15 protein-coding genes are annotated in these 20,475 nt (G+C 36.5%); 10 read left to right on the top strand and 5 right to left on the bottom strand.

Annotated features, from left to right (window positions below):
- Positions 1-44: 44 nt before the first annotated feature.
- Positions 45-629 (bottom strand): hypothetical protein, encoded by a 585-nt coding sequence (locus tag AAC601_RS12805; RefSeq protein WP_340153483.1) that lies wholly within the window; start codon positions 627-629, stop codon positions 45-47.
- A gap of 145 nt (positions 630-774) precedes the next feature.
- Between AAC601_RS12805 and AAC601_RS12810 the strand changes: the two genes are divergently transcribed.
- Both AAC601_RS12810 and AAC601_RS12815 read left to right on the top strand, forming a co-directional pair.
- Positions 775-1,173: an alkyl hydroperoxide reductase gene (locus AAC601_RS12810; protein WP_303269384.1), complete on the top strand. Its 399-nt coding sequence runs from the start codon at positions 775-777 to the stop codon at positions 1,171-1,173.
- Positions 1,145-1,555 (top strand): hypothetical protein, encoded by a 411-nt coding sequence (locus AAC601_RS12815; RefSeq protein WP_340153484.1) that lies wholly within the window; start codon positions 1,145-1,147, stop codon positions 1,553-1,555. Before AAC601_RS12810 ends, AAC601_RS12815 begins: the two co-directional genes overlap by 29 nt.
- Here AAC601_RS12815 and AAC601_RS12820 read toward each other — a convergent pair.
- Positions 1,495-2,337, bottom strand: coding sequence for an alpha/beta hydrolase (locus tag AAC601_RS12820; protein ID WP_340153485.1), 843 nt, complete (start codon positions 2,335-2,337; stop codon positions 1,495-1,497). The genes AAC601_RS12815 and AAC601_RS12820 overlap by 61 nt on opposite strands.
- 146 nt (positions 2,338-2,483) lie before the next feature.
- Between AAC601_RS12820 and AAC601_RS12825 the strand changes: the two genes are divergently transcribed.
- From AAC601_RS12825 to AAC601_RS12850, 6 genes are all read left to right on the top strand, one after another.
- Positions 2,484-2,912 carry a hypothetical protein gene (locus AAC601_RS12825; RefSeq protein ID WP_340153486.1) on the top strand — a complete coding sequence of 143 codons (429 nt, stop codon included), beginning with the start codon at positions 2,484-2,486 and terminating at the stop codon, positions 2,910-2,912.
- A 28-nt stretch (positions 2,913-2,940) separates the two neighbouring features.
- Positions 2,941-4,290 (top strand): MATE family efflux transporter, encoded by a 1,350-nt coding sequence (locus tag AAC601_RS12830; RefSeq protein WP_303269392.1) that lies wholly within the window; start codon positions 2,941-2,943, stop codon positions 4,288-4,290.
- A 123-nt stretch (positions 4,291-4,413) separates the two neighbouring features.
- Complete coding sequence (locus AAC601_RS12835) at positions 4,414-6,891, top strand: TonB-dependent receptor (protein WP_340153487.1); 2,478 nt, start codon at positions 4,414-4,416, stop codon at positions 6,889-6,891.
- A gap of 443 nt (positions 6,892-7,334) precedes the next feature.
- Entirely contained in the window at positions 7,335-9,455 is a 2,121-nt protein-coding gene (gene hrpB, locus AAC601_RS12840) for an ATP-dependent helicase HrpB (RefSeq protein ID WP_340153488.1), read from the top strand.
- A gap of 145 nt (positions 9,456-9,600) precedes the next feature.
- A complete protein-coding gene (locus AAC601_RS12845; RefSeq protein ID WP_340153489.1) occupies positions 9,601-9,882 on the top strand; it encodes a hypothetical protein in 282 nt (93 codons plus the stop codon).
- Positions 9,883-9,887: 5 nt separating this feature from the next.
- A complete protein-coding gene (locus tag AAC601_RS12850; RefSeq protein WP_303269399.1) occupies positions 9,888-10,856 on the top strand; it encodes a sodium-dependent bicarbonate transport family permease in 969 nt (322 codons plus the stop codon).
- Positions 10,857-10,861: 5 nt separating this feature from the next.
- Here the strand turns inward: AAC601_RS12850 and AAC601_RS12855 are convergent, their stop codons facing one another.
- Both AAC601_RS12855 and AAC601_RS12860 read right to left on the bottom strand, forming a co-directional pair.
- The gene (locus AAC601_RS12855) at positions 10,862-11,044 is read right to left on the bottom strand and encodes a hypothetical protein (RefSeq protein WP_340153490.1); all 183 of its coding nucleotides are present in this window, start codon (positions 11,042-11,044) and stop codon (positions 10,862-10,864) included.
- The gene (locus AAC601_RS12860) at positions 11,022-11,558 is read right to left on the bottom strand and encodes a hypothetical protein (RefSeq protein WP_340153491.1); all 537 of its coding nucleotides are present in this window, start codon (positions 11,556-11,558) and stop codon (positions 11,022-11,024) included. The genes AAC601_RS12855 and AAC601_RS12860 overlap by 23 nt, the downstream gene beginning before the upstream one ends.
- 388 nt (positions 11,559-11,946) lie before the next feature.
- Between AAC601_RS12860 and AAC601_RS12865 the strand changes: the two genes are divergently transcribed.
- Positions 11,947-18,855: a PKD domain-containing protein gene (locus AAC601_RS12865; protein WP_340153492.1), complete on the top strand. Its 6,909-nt coding sequence runs from the start codon at positions 11,947-11,949 to the stop codon at positions 18,853-18,855.
- Positions 18,856-18,909: 54 nt separating this feature from the next.
- The gene (locus AAC601_RS12870; protein ID WP_340153493.1) at positions 18,910-19,944 is read left to right on the top strand and encodes a PorP/SprF family type IX secretion system membrane protein; all 1,035 of its coding nucleotides are present in this window, start codon (positions 18,910-18,912) and stop codon (positions 19,942-19,944) included.
- On the opposite strand, the gene AAC601_RS12875 is transcribed toward AAC601_RS12870, so the two are convergent.
- Entirely contained in the window at positions 19,941-20,474 is a 534-nt protein-coding gene (locus AAC601_RS12875; protein WP_303269405.1) for a hypothetical protein, read from the bottom strand. The genes AAC601_RS12870 and AAC601_RS12875 overlap by 4 nt on opposite strands.
- Between the last annotated feature and the right edge of the window lies 1 nt (position 20,475).

A 20,475-nucleotide genomic window follows, 5' to 3' on the forward strand; every position in this document is an offset into this window, starting at 1 on the left:
CACATTAGTAGGTGGTTTTCAAAATATCAAGAAAATTTCTGTTTCTATCTTCTATATTCTTCCAGCTTATTCAAAGCGGTTTGGAGTTCTCTTTTAATTTTAACTTGCTTGTCGTGTGATCTCTTTCTTAAATCTTCCAGTTCTTCATCTACTCTTTCTTTGTCGCGTTTAGCTTGTTTAGTTAATCGAAAGCTATTCATAAACATGATATAGACGATTACTAACCCAGCCAATAAAATCACGACTAAAGACCACATGACAATATTATAAGTAGTTTTTGTCATGGGGATACCAAACAAGGGCATTTCATCTACCACACTTCGTGCTTGCTCTAATTCAGCCTTTAAATCATTCATTTGCGCTTTGGCAGAATCTCTTTCCTTTTCAGCTGTCAATTGTGCATCTTTCGCTGAAGAGACTTGCTGATTAAGATTGTTTATAGTATCACTTAAAACTTCTCCAAAAGAATTGACTTTAATGATTGGAATAACTTTATACTTTTCAAAAGTCTCGCTGCTTTCTACCATATTTTGGTATTGCTCAGATAGCTTAGCATCCTCTTGAGCAAATGCATCAAACTGAATTGCAAAAGCAATCATTGTAAAAATAACCAAAAGTGTGTATCTCATAATAAATCTATTTGTCGTAAAAAGTACCCATTTAATTGGCTGTAAATATAGTTTGAACGAATGGAATTAAAAAAACTTATGCCAAAATGAATTATAATAATCCATAATTCCATCAACAATTTGTAGCGATGAAAGTTGTTGCAACATGAAAATAGAATATCAAAAAATTACCTTAAAAATAGCAGCTATCTATAATATACTATGGGGAGGCTGGGTCGTTCTGTTTCCTCAACATTTCTTCGATTTAGTTGGTATGGAAAGAATTAATCATCCGATGGTCTGGCAAGGGATGGGAATGGTCATTGGCGTTTATGGTTTAGGATACTGGTGGTCATCACATAATCCACTTAGACACTGGCCGATAATAATGGTAGGCTTTCTAGGAAAGATATTTGGACCCATAGGTTTTATATTTAATTATGTGCAAGGATTCGTTCCATTTGAATTCATTTTTACATTAATTACCAATGATTTCATATGGTGGATACCATTTTTCTTAATTTTAAAAGACGTTCATGTTAAAACAAATTGGAACTTATCTTGAAATGAAGGGTTCAGTGTGGCTGATAGCCGGTTTCTATTTGATAGCAGGAGTTAATCATTTTATTAATCCGCAATTTTATTGGCCACTGATTCCACCCTTTTTCGAAAATCCCGAAGAAATTAATAAGATTAGTGGGATAGCCGAAATTCTACTTGCAGGAGGACTTTTCTTCTACCCCAGCAGAAAAACTACTTCTTTTATCACGATTATTGTACTTTTGGCTTTTGTTCCTTCACACATCTATTTCATTCAGATTGGTTCCTGCATTGATAATGGTCTATGCGTTCCGGAATGGATTGGATGGTTAAGATTAATAGTTGTTCATCCCGCTTTAATTTTATGGGTATGGAGAGTAGGGAAGTCAACTGTTTCCTTGTACTGATGCTGACGAGTAAAATCAAGTGCCAGTTCATTGAAAATTTCTGCTTGATCGATGTTGCAGATATGACCAGCCTCCATGATTTCTTTATAGATTACTGAGGGGTGATTTTTAGCAAAACTTTTAGCAGAATTCAAAAAGATGTAATCCTCTTTACCCATCAATGCTAGTGCTGGAAAGTTAATTTCTTGACAATAAAACCTATCCAAAAGCTTGAAAAACTCGCCATATAAACCAACCCATTTCATGTATTCAGTTGGAGTCAACTTTTGGGCTTGCTTTTGGTAAATTTTTCTTGATGTTTGATGTGTTCTGTAAGGCATCAATAAGTATGAGAAGATGCTATACATCCATTTATAGGGTAAAAACAAATTGAAAATCCGAGCCAATTGAACAAAAGATTTTATCAAGTTATTAGCTTTGAAAATACCTCCAGCAAAAATTGCGCTCGCCACCAATTTTGGGTGCTTGATGCTTAAATCTTGCATGATGACACTGCCAAAGCTTAAGGTAATAAAATGTGCCTTTTTAATTTTATGCTCATCAAGCAAGTCTTTTAAATCTTTTGAAATGAGATCAAAATTATATTTCTCTATTTCGGGTTCGATATTTTTAGATTTCCCGTGATCTCGCAGATCAACGAGTAAAATATTATAAAATGATTTAAAAGTTTCTATTTGATATTTCCAGGTGGCTGTGCTTCCACCTGCTCCATGAACAAAAACTACCCATTCTTTGGAGGAAGCATTCAACTGAACAACAGCATGGAGAGATGTTTTTTTCATATTGACTAAACATCGACCATTAGCTTTTGTTAAAAGATTTATTTTCTATGAGAAACTGCATAGATCTGGAAAGGTAAATCAGAATGCTGAAAAAACATTTATCTTTATAGAAAGCGCTGTTAAAATATCTCTCTTAAATCCTACAAATGATTCAATACATAAAAGAATTATCAGATTTTGGCTTACTAATACTAATCTGGTTGGTGCAATTAATTATCTACCCATCTTTTACATACATGAATAATGAAAATCTATTGTCTTGGCATCCAAAGTACACAACCATGATATCTGTGGTAGTTATGCCCTTAATGCTAATCCAGCTCTTTAGTACTTTCTACTTGACTTATAATGATTTTAACTTGATTCTTCTCATACAATGTATTTTAATCATTTTACTATGGACCACTACCTTTTTTCAGGCCGTGCCGCTACATAATCAGATTGAAACAGCTAATGAAATGCAAACCGCAGCGACTAAATTGGTTCAAATAAATTGGAGGCGAACTATAATGTGGACATTTATCGTAATTTTGAATTTCATCGGTAGAATAGACAACATTAAACATTATATGTAGTTACATATACCTGCAATAAAAATAATTAATGACCTCCTCAGACGAATTCGGCACTAAGCCTATAAACTACTTATTAAGAAAACAAGCAGTTCCATCCGCAATTGGAATTCTAACGCTATCCATATATGGCATTGTCGACACTATTTTTGTAGGTAATTATGTAGGCTCAGTAGGGATCGCTGCCATCACTGTAGTTATTCCTATAACATTTTTGATTTCTTCAATTGGGATGGGGATCGGAATCGGTGGTGCTTCTATTATTTCAAGAGCTCTTGGCTCTGGCAAAACAGAAAAAGCCAATAAAACATTTGGTAATCAGCTTACCTTAACTTTCATTTTAGGAATATTTTTTAGTTTGGCGTGTTGGATATTTATAGAACCGTTACTTGCAGCTTTTGGAGCAAAGGGAGATATTCTCCAACCAACCGTTGAGTATTTCACAATCCTATTATTGGGAATCCCTGTATTGGCATTTGCCATGATGTCCAACAGTATTTTTCGCGCAGTTGGATACCCTAAGGTTGCGATGGTAGTCATGATTGTTCCCGCAATTGTAAATGTCATTTTAGACCCGATTTTTATTGCGGTTTTAGGATGGGGAATTGAAGGAGCTGCTTGGGCAACTACATTTTCGTACCTTTTTAGTGCTGCTTACGCAGGTTATTTCTTTTTGAAAGGCAAAACTGGATTTATATTAAAGAAGTCAGATTTTGTTTTGGACCTAAAACTTACTGGAGAGATTTTTTCTATAGGATCAGTAACCTTTGCCCGTCAAGGAGTAGTGAGTTTACTGTTTTTAGTATTGAATAATTCTTTATTTAAATATGGAGGAGAAAGTGCTATTGCAGTGTACGGAATTATAAATAGGATGATGATGTTGGTAAATGTCCCTGCAATAGGGATTACACAAGGTTCCATGCCTATTATAGGCTATAATTATGGGGCGGATTTATTTAAGAGGGTTAGTTTGACTTTAAGAAATGCCATCATTTCTGCTACAGTACTTTCTTCTGTTATCTACGCAGGCATCTTGATTTTCACACCTCAAATAGTCAGTGTTTTTACTAATGATCAAGATTTAATAAAAGAGACTGTTCCGGCATTAAGAATTACATTTTTGATGACACCTTTAATCGCATTCCAGCTAATTAGTTCAGCGTATTTTCAGGCATTAGGCAAAGCTTTGCCTGCACTTCTATTAACATTGACTAAGCAAGGTTTCTTTCTGATACCTCTTCTCTTGATATTACCAAGTTTCTATGAAATTAATGGAATATGGATTGCGTTCCCTATTGCAGACCTCGCAACGGCAATTGTTTGCATGAGCTATCTATTATACGATAGTAAGAAAATTGTACTTAATCCATCATCAGTATAACAAAAATCACATCTCCTTTTATCCCAGATAAGTTGGTATAAGTAACACAGAATCGCCTTCGGTGTATTATGGTAAACATTAGCATCTTTTATGTGTCTAACTTTGTATTAATAAATTTTAATTATGAAGTGTATATACATTATTTTATTACTAGTGACCGTAAATTACTCTTTCGCGCAACAAAGAGGAGGTTATGGAGGAGCCGGAAATTCGCAAATTACTGGGAAAATTGATGGAACTATTTTAGATGAAAAAAATTCTGAGCCTGTTTCGTATGCAACTGTAGTTGTAAAATCACCAGCAAGTGGTGAAACCGTTAACGGAGTAGTAACTGGTGATGACGGTAAATTTAAGATCGTAGGTTTAAAACTTGGTAAGTATATTATCGAAATTTCATTTGTGGGTTACCAAAAATTTACACAAGAAGTTGAATTGACGCCTAAGGAGCCTGATTTTACTTTCGAAAAAATACAGCTAGTAACAGACACAGATCAATTAGAAGAAGTAGTTGTTGCGGGTAAAAGAGAAACCATAGAAAACAAAATAGATAGAATAGTTTACAATGCCGAACAGGATGTTGCTAACATGGGTGGGGATGCATCGGATGTTTTAAGAAGAGCACCCCTCCTAGCGGTTGACCAGGACGGAAATGTTTCCCTGAGAGGAAACTCAAACGTTCAAATCCTAATAAATGGAAAACCAAGTAGTATGTTTGGAGCAAATACGGGAGATGCATTGAAAATGATTCCTTCTGATCAGATTAAAAGTGTAGAAGTAATCACCTCCCCTTCGGCCAAGTATGATGGTGAAGGTACTGCTGGTATTATCAACATAATTACTAAAAAACAAACCCCCCAAGGTTTTGCAGGAAATGTAGATTTAACTGCAGGTACTCGAATTAATAGAGGTGTTGTTGGTATTAATGCAGGAAAAGGTAGATTGGGCTTTAATGCAAACGGTAGTTCATTTTATTCCTGGCCGCAGTATGCAACGACAGATTTCTACCAAAGAACGGTAGTTAATGGTCAGGAAAATATTCGCGAACAAAATGGAGAAAACTTGAGCAATCGATTGGGTTACTTTGGAAATATGGGTGCATTTTATGACTTCAACGCTTACCATAGTTTATCGACTAGTCTAAGATTACGCGGATTCAATAGTACTTCATCTGGAACCAATACAGTTTCACAAAACTTAGGAGGAGATGAGACCTCATTTCAAAGATTTCAAGACAACTTCTCCCAAAACTGGGGATATGAATGGTCACTTGACTATGTAATGAAATTTCCCGAACAAGAAGGAAGAGAATTTTCAGCTTCATACAAAATAGATGGTAATGTTAGAGATCAAGAATTTGAGATTAATCAAGAGAATCCAGAAAACTATGAAGTTGGACGAAATGTAAATGATGGAAATAACAGAGAAAATACTGTACAACTTGATTACACTCATCCAATGGGAGAGAATTTCAAATTAGAAACTGGTTTTAAATCCATTATTCGCGATATAGATAGTGATTTTCGCTACGAAGAGCAGCCAGAGGGTGCAAATTCATACCAAGTAGTGGATAATAGAACAGATATATTCTTCTATAATCAAGATGTATTTGCAGGATACATTTCTACTCAAACTAATATCACAAAAAAATTAGGCATGATAGCAGGAGTTCGGTACGAGTACACAGGCTTAGAGGGAAATTTTGAAGAAGCTACCGAGCAAGCATTTGGCCCTATTTCTTATGAAAACTGGTTACCCAGCATCATAGTCAGCCAAAAGTTTGGCAAGTTCAACTCCCTAAAGCTAGCTTATAATCGAAGAATTCAAAGGCCTAGTTTGGGTAATGTAAATCCATATGTAGAAATAGGAAATATTCGAAATATCAGCTTTGGTAATCCCATGCTAAATCCTGAATTATCTGATAATTACGAACTCGGTTATAGTACATTTTTAAAAGGCACATCGTTTAACCTTTCTTTCTTTTACAATGATATCAGCGAAGTCATTCAATCCGTGATTTTCGAAGACCCAGAAAGAGATGCAACTGTGACGACTTTTGATAATGTGGGAACACAGCAAAACGTAGGGAGTAACGTATTTATATCCACTAAATTTTTTGATATCTGGACTGTTCGTGGTGGAATAAATGCTAATTATTTCATGTCAGAAGGAATTATTCAAGGGCAGGAGGTTGAAAACAATGCGTGGTTGTTTAGCGGTAATATTAATTCAAATATTGAATTACCAAAAGATTGGGTTATAGATGCTTTTGGATTTGCGAGACCAAGGAGACAAACCTTGCAAGGATATAACCCGGCATTTTCAATTTTTGGCATGGGAATAAAAAAGCAGATCTGGGAAAAAAGAGGAAGCATTGGTCTTTCTATAATAGAACCTTTTAAGGCTAGAAAACCATTTGAAAGTGAATTAGGAGAGGAAAATAGCGATTTCTACCAAAGAAATGTCTTTGCGATTCCATTTCGTTCTTTTGGAATTAACTTCAGCTATAAATTTGGTCAGCTAGATTACAAAGCAAGGACAAAGCGAAGTCGAATCTCTAATGATGATCAAAAATCTGGAGGAGATGATGGCCAATCGTTTTAATTGGCTGTAACGACCTAAAAAAAGGGTCGGATACGTAACGTATCCGACCCTTTTTTTTTATGCAAAATACATTTTCAACCAAAATTGAGGCAGCACTTCTGCTTAAGTTTGGAATTGAGTAAATATGATAATTTAAATATCAACAGAGTGAATCGCCCACATCATAGACAAACTTAAATTCATTTATCATCCCTTTGAAAAAAGGGATCTGGACCAATTGAAACTTGTTTCAATTATTTCATGGCAGCTACCTCATCAAACAAGTCTTTAAAACTAGGATTCATATTTTCGTAAACTATTATCACAAGATCACTCGCATTCTCGAAGATTTAGCTCTAGCCAAATTTATCAGTATTGGGATAAACTTAATAGAAATATACTCCTGAGTGAATTGCTTATAGCATAATCATGATAATATAGATCTAGTCAATTATCTTTGCTACATGCCAAAATTTGACTTTTCTAAAATAGATTTACCGATAATCAAAATTCTTCCAACACTACTGCAAAGAATGAAAGAGGAGCAAAACCTCATATTAAATGCAGAAGCTGGTGCTGGAAAAAGCACCATCATCCCATTAGCGTTACTGGATATGCTGAAAGTGGATCAAAAAATTATCATGCTGGAGCCAAGAAGATTAGCAGCAAAATCCATAGCACAAAGGATGTCCCAGCTTTTAGGAGAAGAAATATGCACCACCGTTGGTTACAGAATCCGCTTTGAGACCAGAGTGACCAAATCTACCAAAATAGAGGTTGTAACTGAAGGTATCCTCAACAAAATGATGGACAGTGACCCTCATCTCACAGATGTAGCCATAATCATTTTTGATGAATTTCATGAAAGAAGTATACATGCAGATGTTGCTTTAGCTTTAGCCCGCTTCACTCAACAAAATTCAAGGCCTGATATAAAGCTATTAATCATGTCTGCTACCTTGAATCAAAAATTATTGGCCAAAGAACTTAAGGCAAAAGTGGTGGTTAGCGAAGGTAGGCAATATCCTGTCGATATCGTCTATGCTGGAAATTTAGATCAAAGATTGATCGCAGAATTAACCGCAGAACAAATTAAAAGATCCTTAATAGAAGATGAAGGAGATATTTTGGTTTTCCTTCCGGGTCAGGGCGAGATTTTAGGAATACAAGATTTGCTAAGAAAAGCTAAAATAAAAGCAGAAATCTGTCCACTTTACGGCCAGCTTCCATGGCCAAAGCAGTGGTCCGCCATTCAGCCCCACCCAAAAGGAAAACGTAAAGTCGTTTTAGCCACCTCCATCGCAGAAACAAGTTTGACAATTGAAGGTATAAAAATTGTAATTGACACAGGACTAAAAAGAAATTCAATTTTTGACCCCAATTCGGCCTTAAATAGCTTAATAACTCAAAATATCTCGCAAGATGAAGCAACACAACGAGCTGGGAGGGCAGGAAGAGTAGCTGCTGGAAAATGCTATAGAATGTGGACTCAAACAGAACAAAATTTAAAACCCAGCCACAGATTGGCTGAAATCCTTTATGCTGATTTAGCCAACTTAAAATTGGATTTGGCTGCTCGAAACATTCATGAAAGTAAAAAACTTTTTTGGCTGACTCCTCCCCCTTTGGATAAGCTGATATATGCTGAAAACTTATTGAATCAATTGGAGGCTATAGACGCTGAGAAGCATATAACTGAAGTTGGTAAACAAATGCACCAACTCCCATGCCATCCAAGGTTGGCACATATGCTAGTGAAATCTACCGAAAATTTATCTCTGGCTGTTGATATTGCAGCCTTACTAGAAGAAAAAGACCCGCTGTATAAAAAGGCAGGTGCTGATATAAGCGAAAGAATTGACACCCTTAGAACACTAAGAAATGAAAAAAGATTGGGAAGAAATTTTAAAAAGATAGAAAAAATCGCTTCCTCCTACCGATCACTTTTCAATATTGATGAGGACAATAGCGAAATTGATCCTTATGCAATCGGATACTTACTTGCCATGGCCTACCCTGACAGAATTGCTTCCGCAAAAAGAGGCAATAATGCTCAGTTTCAATTGTCAAATGGCAGTATAGCGGCTATAGGGCATAAAGATGAATTAGCTGATGAAAGCTGGTTGACTGTAGCTAATATGGATGCCAGAAGTGGAATGGGAAAAATATTTTTAGCGGCTCCCCTTAATCCCAGAGACTTAAAACCCTTGGTTAAAAATAAACGCTCAGTGAAATGGAATTTTGATGATGATGAGTTTATAGTCAGTGAAGATTTAAGTATCGGAAATATCATTTTAAAAAGTGAGGAGCTGGACCAAGAATCAAGCCCTTTTGAAAAAAGAAACGCTATAATTAGAGCATTGCAGCTGCATTGCGAGGAACTTCTTAGACCTGATGATGAATTTGCTAATTACCTACAAGAACTGAAAATTAAAAGTGATGAATTGCTTGATTTAGATCTGAAATTTCTAGGTATAACAGCTGAAAGGTGGTTACCAGTGGGAATTGAAAATGATCAACAGGTATTAAAAAAGATTCAACAGCTTTCTTTAACATCAATTCTCCGAAATCTAATTACATCCTAGTCTTCAAGGCCTCTAAATTTAAGCATCACGAGCAGAATGAAATATATCTGAAATACTTCACTACGGAATTCATATAAATATTTTATCCTATCCATTAGAAAAACAAATAATAATACAAGCGAATAGTTTTATAGTTTTGCACCATATGATCAAGGCGGAAAATTTAAAACTTATATCAGGAATCTTTAATACTGGCGAAGCAACAAAAATATTATTAGGCCTACTCAAAAACAAAATGGACTTTCATAATATGGAGATTGCGCATATTAAAGAAACTGGCTCCGGAAATCTTGAGAAATCAGAGCAACGACTTAAGGAATTGAAGCTACTTGAAAAGGAAATTAAGTTAATAATAGAGGAAGCCATGCATGAGCAGCTCGACTTACGAATTGAGAGTACTATCAATATCAATCCAATAAATAAATAAAACCAATGAATTTTGGACTGTTAGTTGAAAATTTAAGCAATCCTGCCCTTCTTTTTTTTCTTTTTGGGATTATTGCAGTGATGCTAAAAAGTGATTTACAAATACCAGAGAGCTCATCAAAATTTATATCTCTGTATTTATTATTTTCCATTGGTTTTAAAGGTGGACATGAATTAGCACATGCTGAATTGGGTTGGTCGGTATTTTGGACGGTGCTCTTCGCTCTGGCTACCTCTGTATTAATTCCAATCTATTCATTTTTCATACTGAAAGGAAAACTAGGCTCACAAAATGCAGGTGCTATAGCAGCTTCGTACGGTTCCATTAGTGCAGTTACTTTTATAACAGCAGTAAGCTTTCTCGAGCTGCAAAAGATCAGCTTTGGTGGACATATGGTTGCTATAATGGCCATGTTAGAAGCCCCAGCGATCATGGTGGGTGTATTATTGCTGAATATGTATAAGGAAGAAAAATCTGAAAAATTGCTTGATCGATCGGTAGTATCTCATGCCTTTACCAATGGAAGTGTACTGCTAATCCTTGGGAGTCTCGTTATAGGCTGGATTGCAAGTGATAGTCAAGCAAAAGGGATAGAACCATTCACCACAGATATCTTCAAAGGTTTTTTAGCAATATTTCTGTTAGATATGGGTATATCTAGTGGTAAAAAATTAGGGAATCTTTTTCAACATGGAAAATTCATTTTCGCATTTTCAATTCTAATGCCATTATTTAATGGAGTAGTAGTAAGTATTCTTAGTGGATTGATCACTTCTGAAGTGGGTGACCGGTTTTTATTAAGTATTTTGTCAGCAAGTGCATCTTACATTGCAGTTCCTGCTGCCATGAAAATCGCTGCGCCAAAGGCAAACCCTAGTTTATATTTACCTATGGCTTTAGCGATAACATTTCCATTTAATATAACCCTGGGCTTTCCTGTGTATATGAAAATAATTGAAATGAATCTACTTTAGAATTATCAACTAGTCATTAATAACATCATATACAATAAAATAGCAAATCCTAAACTCCAAGTAGTTCTATTGAACGGGCTTCCAGGGATATAGGCAATCAATAGTCGATGGATGCAAAGAAGGTGCGACTTTTCCTTTTCAAATGCAGTATAATTGAAATAATGATCATTGATTGCTTTCCTCTTCATCTTCTTCATCATCCTCATCTTCATCCTCTACCACAGGAGGAAAAGGAAAATGAGTAAATCTTTCGAACAGGCTATCCGCTTCAAAGAAAGTGCTGATGGAAAAACGATTTGGATCTATATCTTCAATTTGGAAATAGGCAGTATCCGTTCCTCTCCATACAAAAACCACCGTATCAATTGCAGTTTGTGCAGTTTGAGTAGACGGTACAAACCAAAATCCTCTTAGTGTATCGGTTGAATTGCCGCAAGTATCAGCAGGATTAATATAAAAAAGGGAATCCTTATCGCTGGTAGCCGAGGTAAAATTAAATATGACCTGTCGAGGAACTTCACAAGAATCAAACGCTACTTCTTCAGAGAATAACAATCTCTCATCCAACATCCATCTCTTAGTTTCCTGATTGGAGAGTAATCTTTGCACCTCTACCCTTCTGAATGCATCGAAAGTGGGTTCATCAGGTAAACAAGAGAGCAGCATAAAACTCAAAGGAAACAAAAACAAAAATCTCTTCATTTGGCAAATATAATATTTTATGAACTGGAAGAATTAAAAACAGTGCCAAGATTCACAAAAAAATCCAAGGAGATCAAAAACATTAAATAATCAATTTTTTTATACATAAAATTATATTTTAAAATATAATTCACTTATCTTCAATCTATAAAGTGTAAGTTTGTTGTAAGGTTAAAGACCAATACGATTGTAAAAAATTTTTACAACCCCCTTTAAAAGGGTATTATTTATAATTTTTCCATTATAGTATATAATTTTGTATATTTATATTTCGATGTATTATATGTATTGTTCGATGAAATAATGTTTTTTGCGCACCAACTATAAATAGTATGTTTGTATAATGATTAATTCGGGTAATTATATAAAATGTTTCTACACTGTTTTAATGGGTGTAATTTTTGTATGTACTTCCAATGTGCTTAAAGCCCAATTTACTTGCGCAGATGCGTCATTTGGAGCAGGGAATGGACAACAAATACGAGTAGAAGGCGCTGCCGGACTAGGGACATTTTGTGCACCAGTAACTGTTGACTGGTATATTTCTTTTGATGCTTCTATACCAGTAGGAGCTGATGTGGATGTTATTGTTGACTGGGGTGATGGTACTGATAATACATACAATACAAATAATTTTGGAACAACTTGGGAATTAAGTGACGGAAATGGTGCTACATTTACTGTCGGATCCCAAACTTATGCAGGTACTACAGTTGCGCGAAAAATTTATCCCACAAACGAAAATGTTTGTTTTTACGACATAACAGCGAGATTAGTGATTGATGGCAACGTTTGTGCTGCATCAACTATTATCAATAAGGTTAATTACTGGGATACAGACGAAGATATTCCTGGGAATGTAAATATTGATCCTATATTAATACAGGTATGTGCAGGAGATCAAGTAACAGTAAATTTTGATGATAATACCACTTTTAACTGTGTTAATCCTGCCGATACTGACAATCCAAATGAAGATTTAAGAAATGTTAGGTGGACATACAATACAACCGATGGTGCAGCACCATTTGGTCGAATTAATGATGTACTTCTTAGCAATGGAGTAACTCTAGATGGTTCTAATATAGGAGACCAAGACTATATCCCTCCTCAGGCAGATGTCCCTGGAAGTGATGTTAATACGATCGAAGAGTATCCTGCTATAGTAGGTCCAGGCGATGCTGTTTCCACTACACTTGACCTGACAGTACCTGCCACTGCAACTGTAGGACAAGTATTTGAAATAAAACTTGAAAACTGGGGCCCATGTAATCCGCTGGGTGGTCCAATACCTGTAATAGAAAGATATGCGATAATCGAAATTGTTGAACCTCCACAAGGACTGGACTTTACAATATCAACTGATGGACCTGGACTTAATCAAAAAATAACTTTTTGCCCCGGTGAAGATATTAGATTAAGAGGTTCTTCAACTAACCAAACACCAGATTTTGTATATAGCTGGGAGATATTTGATGGGCCAAATGCTACTGACCCCCTCATTTTTGATAGAACTAACGATCAATTCACATGGTTAAGTGATGAAGTAGGTGATTTACAAAATGCTTTTTCAACCTCCGGTGATAAATTGATTAGAATGTATATCCAAAATTCAGATACAGATTTAACAGGCAATTGTACTGTTTTTGAGGATAAACTGATTGAAATAATTGAAACTCCTACTCCAACAATTGGCACAGACGACTTAAGTGGTGGCGGCACTGATATAACTATTAGTGCAATTAATTTATGTGAAGTTGAGCTCCCTATTGATTTTGCATTTACAGATGAAACTCCAGATAGAAATGCTTCAACCGAATCTAGATGGACAGTTTTTGATAATAATGACATGATAATATTTGGAGGGGGTGTCTACGGTGCTCAAACAGCTGCAGCAGATAATCCAGTTGGATTAATGCCATTTACATTTCCTACACCTGGCCATTTTAAAGTCGTTTTAGAAATTAGGGATGGAACAACAAGTTGTGAAGCTTCTGACACTGTAAATATCTTCATTTACGACACCCCTGAAGCAGATTTCGAAACTGATGATGTATGTGCCGGTGATGGTGACCCAAGTAATAGAACTCAATTTTTCAATATTTCAGACGCTAATAACGGTATAAATCCTCAAGTGAATGGAGATGAAGTTGTCAGATGGGTGTGGGATTTTAGTTACGATGTGGTAGCAGGTTTTAATAATGAAAGAGACGTTAATAATAATAATCCTTTTCAAAGATTTTTAGATGGTACAGATGGAGCTGAACCTACTGAATCGCAACCAGGATTTTATGACGTGGCTTTAGTAGTAGAAACCACCAATGGTTGTACTGATACTGTAGAATACGTAGTTGAAGTAAAACACAATCCACTTTCTGATCTCGAGGCTTCTTATACCAATGATTATGAAGGCAATTTAGCGGGTGATCCTTATTCAGGCGATCCCATTTGCCCTGGAACTCTTTTAACGTTCATTAATACGACAGATGAATCTCTAAATGACCCTTCCGTTGCCCCTGTCGATTATGAGTTGCAAATAGATAGTTTAGGCACTACAATATTTCGTGAAATAGGAGCCCCAGGTGATGTAAATGAATCCGTTTCACCAAATATTTTCTTTAATAATACAGGATCAAATGAAATTTACACAATCGAATTGGTGGCCAATGGTGATAATGGGTGTAGTATCATAAGTGCCCCTATAACGGTTACTGTTCTTCCTGGTAGTGCATCTGGATTTGAGGTATTTGACGAACCTACATTTACAAACGAATACGATCCAATTATTGAGTATTGTTCTCCCTATGAATTTTACTTTCAAATTGATAATCCAACTGATAATTTATTAGATCCCGGAGACTCTTTGGTATGGGAAGTTTTTGATGGTTCTACTCTATTAGGAGGTGACACGCTGGAATTTGGTGAAGCAAACTACGATCAATTTTCATTTGAATTTAATAATGATTTCCCAAGTATTGCTGCCATCAATTATACAGTGGTATTACAACCTTTTGTTGACGGTGTTTGTGTTAATAATTCGCAAAGAACTGTCCGCGTACTGCCACGACCTAGTTCAGATTTCACACCTGCCGATACCGTTGTAACCTGCGACTCTGTAACTTATTATTTCGAAGCTATACAACCAGGTCTTTTAACCTACGATTGGCAAGTCCAGCCTACGGCCGACACTCTTTCTACACAAAATGATGGAGTTAACTTCTGGGTAAGTTACAATAGACCTGATGTGGGAGATCCCAACGTAAATGTTGAGGTTAGATTGCAGACTACAAACCCATTTAATTGCGTTGGCGATTTGTCTGATCCCTTTAATGATACAATTCTCCCAAAAGATGATATTAATGTAATTCTTGATACCGTTGGAAATGAACTCTGCACGCCTGCACCCTATGGTTTTGTAAATAATACCACTGATCCCGTTCCTGCCGGCACCGAATGGCAATTGATTATTAAAAATCTAGACATCAATGATTCAACGATCATTAATGGAAGTACTTTAGCTGGAAATGAGGAATTTCGGGAATCTGATCCTGCAGATATTTTCGAATATACTTTTTCAGAATCAGCAAATTACGAGATTAGATTAAATGCCCTTTTACCAAGTACTTGTGATGTAGCTTCTGACCCTCCTATTTCACTTAGCATAAATGAAAGCCCAACTGTTGATTTCGATACCAATATAGATGAAGGTTGTGCACCCTTTTCCTTTAGCATTATAAACGAAACAAGTAGTGTCCCATCTGGCAGTGATTTTGATTTATCTTATGAAGTAAGACGACCAAATGGCACTTTGGTAGCTGGTTACTCTGGAACAGTTATTAAAGGGCCAAGTAACCCTGCGGGACTCAACAGTTTAACTTTGTCTAATTTGACCGTTCCTGCTGGATCGCCCTATATCGACTATGAGGTGATTTTAATTGCTGAAACAGTGGCTGGATGTACTGCTGAATCAAGTCAAACGATCAGAGTTTTTCAAGAACCAGATATAGATTTTGATGTTATTTCTACAAATCCAGCATGCGAAGAAGACTATAATTTTGATTTTGAAGTAGTTACCAATAATATTAATATTGCTGATTATGAACTGTTATGGAGTTGGGGCGATGGACAAACACTTGTAACTGAAGAGGACACTATTGTCAATCATACATTTAGTAATCGAGCAAGCTTCTTTGGATCAGATACCTATACGGTCACCTTATCAATTGAAACTGAATACGGTTGTATTGCTAGTGTCAGTAAGCCAGTTAATTTAAATCCTAGGGTGCAGGCGGGTTTTTTCAAGGACAAAGAACAGGGTTGCTCTCCCCTTCCGGTCAATTTCACTAGCTCCTCGATTCAAGCAGGCATCAGTGGCAATCACCAATATGAAAAAAGAGTGGCGGGGACCAGCACTTGGGTACCTTTTACCAATAGTCCATCCAATAACGGTGCGGTTTCAGAAGTCTTTTCAAATACTAGTGACAGTGTACAAATTTTTGAAATTCGCTATAATGTTTTCTCCGATATTTCTAATGGGACTATTTGTTATGATACTGCCGCAATTGATTCTTTAACTGTCTTTCCTGAATTTAATAGTCCAACAATCACTGGACCAGATGAAATTTGTGCTTTTGCGCAACAAATTGCCTTTAAAGTTAATCCATCTGATGATGCAAATTATCAATGGTCCCTGCCACCAGGTGCATTTATTATTAACTCTACTCCTACTGGTGACTCCATAAATGTTAATTTCAGTACTTTCTCAGGTAATGTACAAGTTATTGAAATAGACAGTAACGGTTGTTTTGGAAACCCCTCACTCCATCCTGTAAGCATTTTGACAGGTCCTAGTGGCAGCTTAAGTTTAAATGGCTCAAATGTAATCTGTCCGGGAGATTCTACAAGCTTGATTTTTAATTTAAGTGGTCCAGGCACTCAAAATTTTGATGTGGTTTATAACAATGGAGTGAGCAATGACACTTTATTTAACGTTGCCAACGGCCATATTGAGTACGTAAGCCCGACCAATTCTACCAACTATTTTTTATTAAGCGTTGAAGATAGACAATATCCTAATTGCAATCCTTCCAGTATATCTGGTTCAGCTTTTGTATCAGTGAATGTAAAGCCAACTGCGACCTTATCAGGCTCCACAACCATTTGCGAGGGCAATAATGCGAACTTATTCTTTAATTTAACAGGAATTGGGCCATGGGAAGTGGTGTACACTGATGGCAACTCAAACTTCACCTTCAACAGTAATAATCCGGTTACTTTAGAACCCGTCAGCCCAACCGATTCTACTACTTATAGCTTGGTGAGCGTTACAGATGGAAACACTCCTGTTTGTTCTGGAGATGTTTCGGGCAGCGCTACTATTGAAGTGAATTCGAAGCCTACCGCATCAATCTCGGGAAGTCAGAATAATGTTTGTGTGAATACACCTACGGATTTAGAAATTAATTTAACAGGAACACCTCCTTGGAATGTCCGATATACGGATGGTAACAATATTTTTACTTTAGCCAATGTCACACCAGAAGCAGGTTTCGACAGCAATACGGATACTCACACGGAAACTGTTACCATTAGTGCAGCACCTGGTACGAAAAATTACACTTTAGTTGATGTGATCGACTCCAACACTCCTAATTGCTCTGGTGATGTGAGTGGATCTGCCACTATCACCGCTTTTGACAGACCTCAAGTAGAAATTTCGGGTAATAGTACTATATGCTTAGGAGATAACAGCCCTTTAACCTTTAATTTCACCGGAGATGGACCATTTGATGTAGTCATAACGGCTAATCAAGATACCGTAGAATACAACAGCCTTCAAGATGGTGAATCTATTAGCCAAACCCCCGAAGCATCAACAGTTTATAGAGTAATAGAATTAACGGACAATAGAGGATGTTTTGGCACTAGTTTAGGTGGTCCTGTAAGTATAAATGTAAATAACTTACCTACCTCAGAAATTTCTGGTGACGATGTGACCTGTTATGGTGAGGAAACAGAATTAATTTTTGACCAAACAGGAGCTGGTCCTTGGACTATTACCTATTCCAATGGTAGCCAAAACTTCACATTTACTACTTCATTTAACAGACATTTTGAACCTGTTTCTCCTACTGTTACGACCACATATACACTGGTTTCTGTAGTGGACAGTAACTCGCCTGATAACTGCAGTGGTACTGTGAGCGGTAGCGTGTTAAAAGAAGTCTTTCCAGAGCTGGAAGCAAGTTTTGAAGCCACACCTGAGGATATGATATTACCAGAGAGCACGGTTAATATCACCAACAATACCACTAATAAAAATGAGTGGGAATATGAATGGGATTTTGGAGACGGTACTATTTCCAATGAAGTTGACCCTGCACCACACGATTATGGAATATATGGGGAATTTGTAATAAAAATGACAGCAACGAATGGACAATGTACAGATACTTATCAAAGTATAGTGACTATTGGTGCAATTCCACCCATAGTAGATTTTGATGCAAACCCAAGGGAAGGTTGCTTACCATTAGTTGTAGAATTTGAGAACTTAACCCAATTTGCAGATCCTTCCACCTATCAGTGGGAATTTGGAGATGGACAACGGGTTTCTGCCGTAGAGAATCCTACACATGTCTATCGTAATCCGGGAATTTATACCGTAACCTTATCTGCTTCAAACATCACAGGCCAACGGACGCAAATGATTAAAGAGGAATTCATAGAAGTTTTTGCGACTCCTCAAGCGTCATTTACAATTCCAGATGAATATCGTTCCGTGTTTACTGGGGAGGAAGTACGATTTGTGAACTTAAGCCAAGGGGCGGATGAATATATTTGGAAATTTGGAGATGGTAATGAGTCATTTGAGTTTGAGCCAATTCACGCTTACCCAGATAGTGGCCTTTATGATATAACTTTGATCGCTATTAATTCTGAAACTGGTTGCACTGATTCTATCAGTTTAAAGTCTCAAGTCCAAGTAATATTGGGCGGTGAATCAGATGTTCCCAATGCATTTACACCAAGTAGAGCGGGGCCAGGCTCAGCCAGTACAAATCCATTACAAAATGACTTCTTTCTTCCTAGGGTTGAGGGGGTATCGCAGTTTAATATGAAAATCTATAACAGATGGGGAGAATTGTTATTTGAATCTACTAGTAAAGATGAAGGATGGGATGGCTATTATAATGGCGTTTTAATGCCACAAGGAGTGTATGTTTACCGATTAGAGCTGGTCTATGAAAATGGACGAAGGGAAACGAAAGTTGGGGATATCACGCTCATTAGGTAATAATTTTGAGTAGTACATTTAGTTTATATATTGCAGGTTTGAATTAGGGTATGAATGAATATAAATCAAATAAAAAGTTTAAATAAACCACTTATTGTCTGTGCAATATCCGTATTGTCGCTGCTAGGATTCGAAAGCAAATCTCAGGACTTTCAATTTTCACAGTACCATGAGTCACCGTTGTACCTTAACCCGGCATTTACAGGCTTAGGTAAAATGCACCGCTTCACGCTCAATTCCAGAATACAGTGGCCAAGTCTGCCACGTGCTTATGTGACTAATGCATTAGCTTATGATTACAACCTAGATTACCTTAGTAGTGGATTTGGACTCATGTTCACCCGCGATGTTGCCGGATCTGGAAATTTAGGCAATACCAATGCTAGCTTTTTATATTCTTACCGTGTAGCCATTGGAAAGAAATTAGTTTTAAGTACTGGTTTGCAGTTCGCCTATAATTTTACGGGCTTGAATCAAAATGGCCTTACGTTGGGAGATCAGCTATTAGATAATAGAGGAGTATCTTTTGATAATGAATTGGCCAATATTCAAAACATTCAATTCTTTGACTTCTCTGGTGGAATGCTACTATACAGCCAAATGTTGTGGGGAGGTTTTGCATTACACCATTTAACACAACCCGAAATGTCCTTAATAGGTGATTCAAATCCACTGAATATGAAAATAAGTATCCATGGTGGTGTTAGAATTCCATTGTATCGAGGACCTAAAAAATTAGATCATATTTCAAGCATAGCTCCCTCTTTTGTTTATAAAAGGCAAGGAATTAACGATCAACTGGATGTTGGTTTTAACTGGCATTACGATCCAGTATCAGCTGGTCTTTGGTACAGAGGGGTTCCTTTTAAAAGAACTGACCCAAATGAAGGCTTGTATGATAGAGATGCACTTGTTTTTAAGTTTGGTTTAATATTCCCAGATTTTCAGGCAGGCTACAGCTATGATTTTACAATTTCCGAATTTGGCGGGGCATCAGGTGGTGCACATGAAATTTCGATAATTTTTGACTTTGAAGCTAGATTGAAGAAGAAAAGAAAGAAGGAATTTATCCCGTGTCCTACCTTTTAAGCATTGTTTCTTTGTTTCAATGCCCGTCTCATCATATATCTTTCCACCAAAACATCAATTGGTTTTAGCAATACAGCAATACCTAATTTGAAAATAAACCCAATTTGCTCATTACCCACTCTTTCTTCTACGAATGGCTCTAGAAAACCTTCCGAAAGTACAAACAATAATATGGCTATTAAAAGTACGATAGAGGATGCCTTTCTACCTACTTTGGCTTTAACCAACTGATCAATTGTATCTTGCAGTAGTTGATTATTGACTTTTAAGTCATCATTTATTTTATTGATTTCATCAGATTGCTTTTTTAGCTTTTCGTTCGCTTCATTAAGCTTGGCGTGCAAACGATCACTCACTGAGGTCAGTAATTTAGCCTCTCCGATCAATCTATCATATTTATCACATAATAACTTATAGTTTTCTTTTACCTTCTCAGTAGGAATATTATCGTCCTCTGCCAAAGCTCTGACTTCGTTTAAAAAGTCAATTTCTGCTTGAAAGACATCTGATTGGGTAACATTTTTAGCCATA

This window comes from uncultured Marivirga sp., from assembly GCF_963974845.1.
Taxonomy (GTDB): Bacteria; Bacteroidota; Bacteroidia; order Cytophagales; family Cyclobacteriaceae; genus Marivirga; species Marivirga harenae.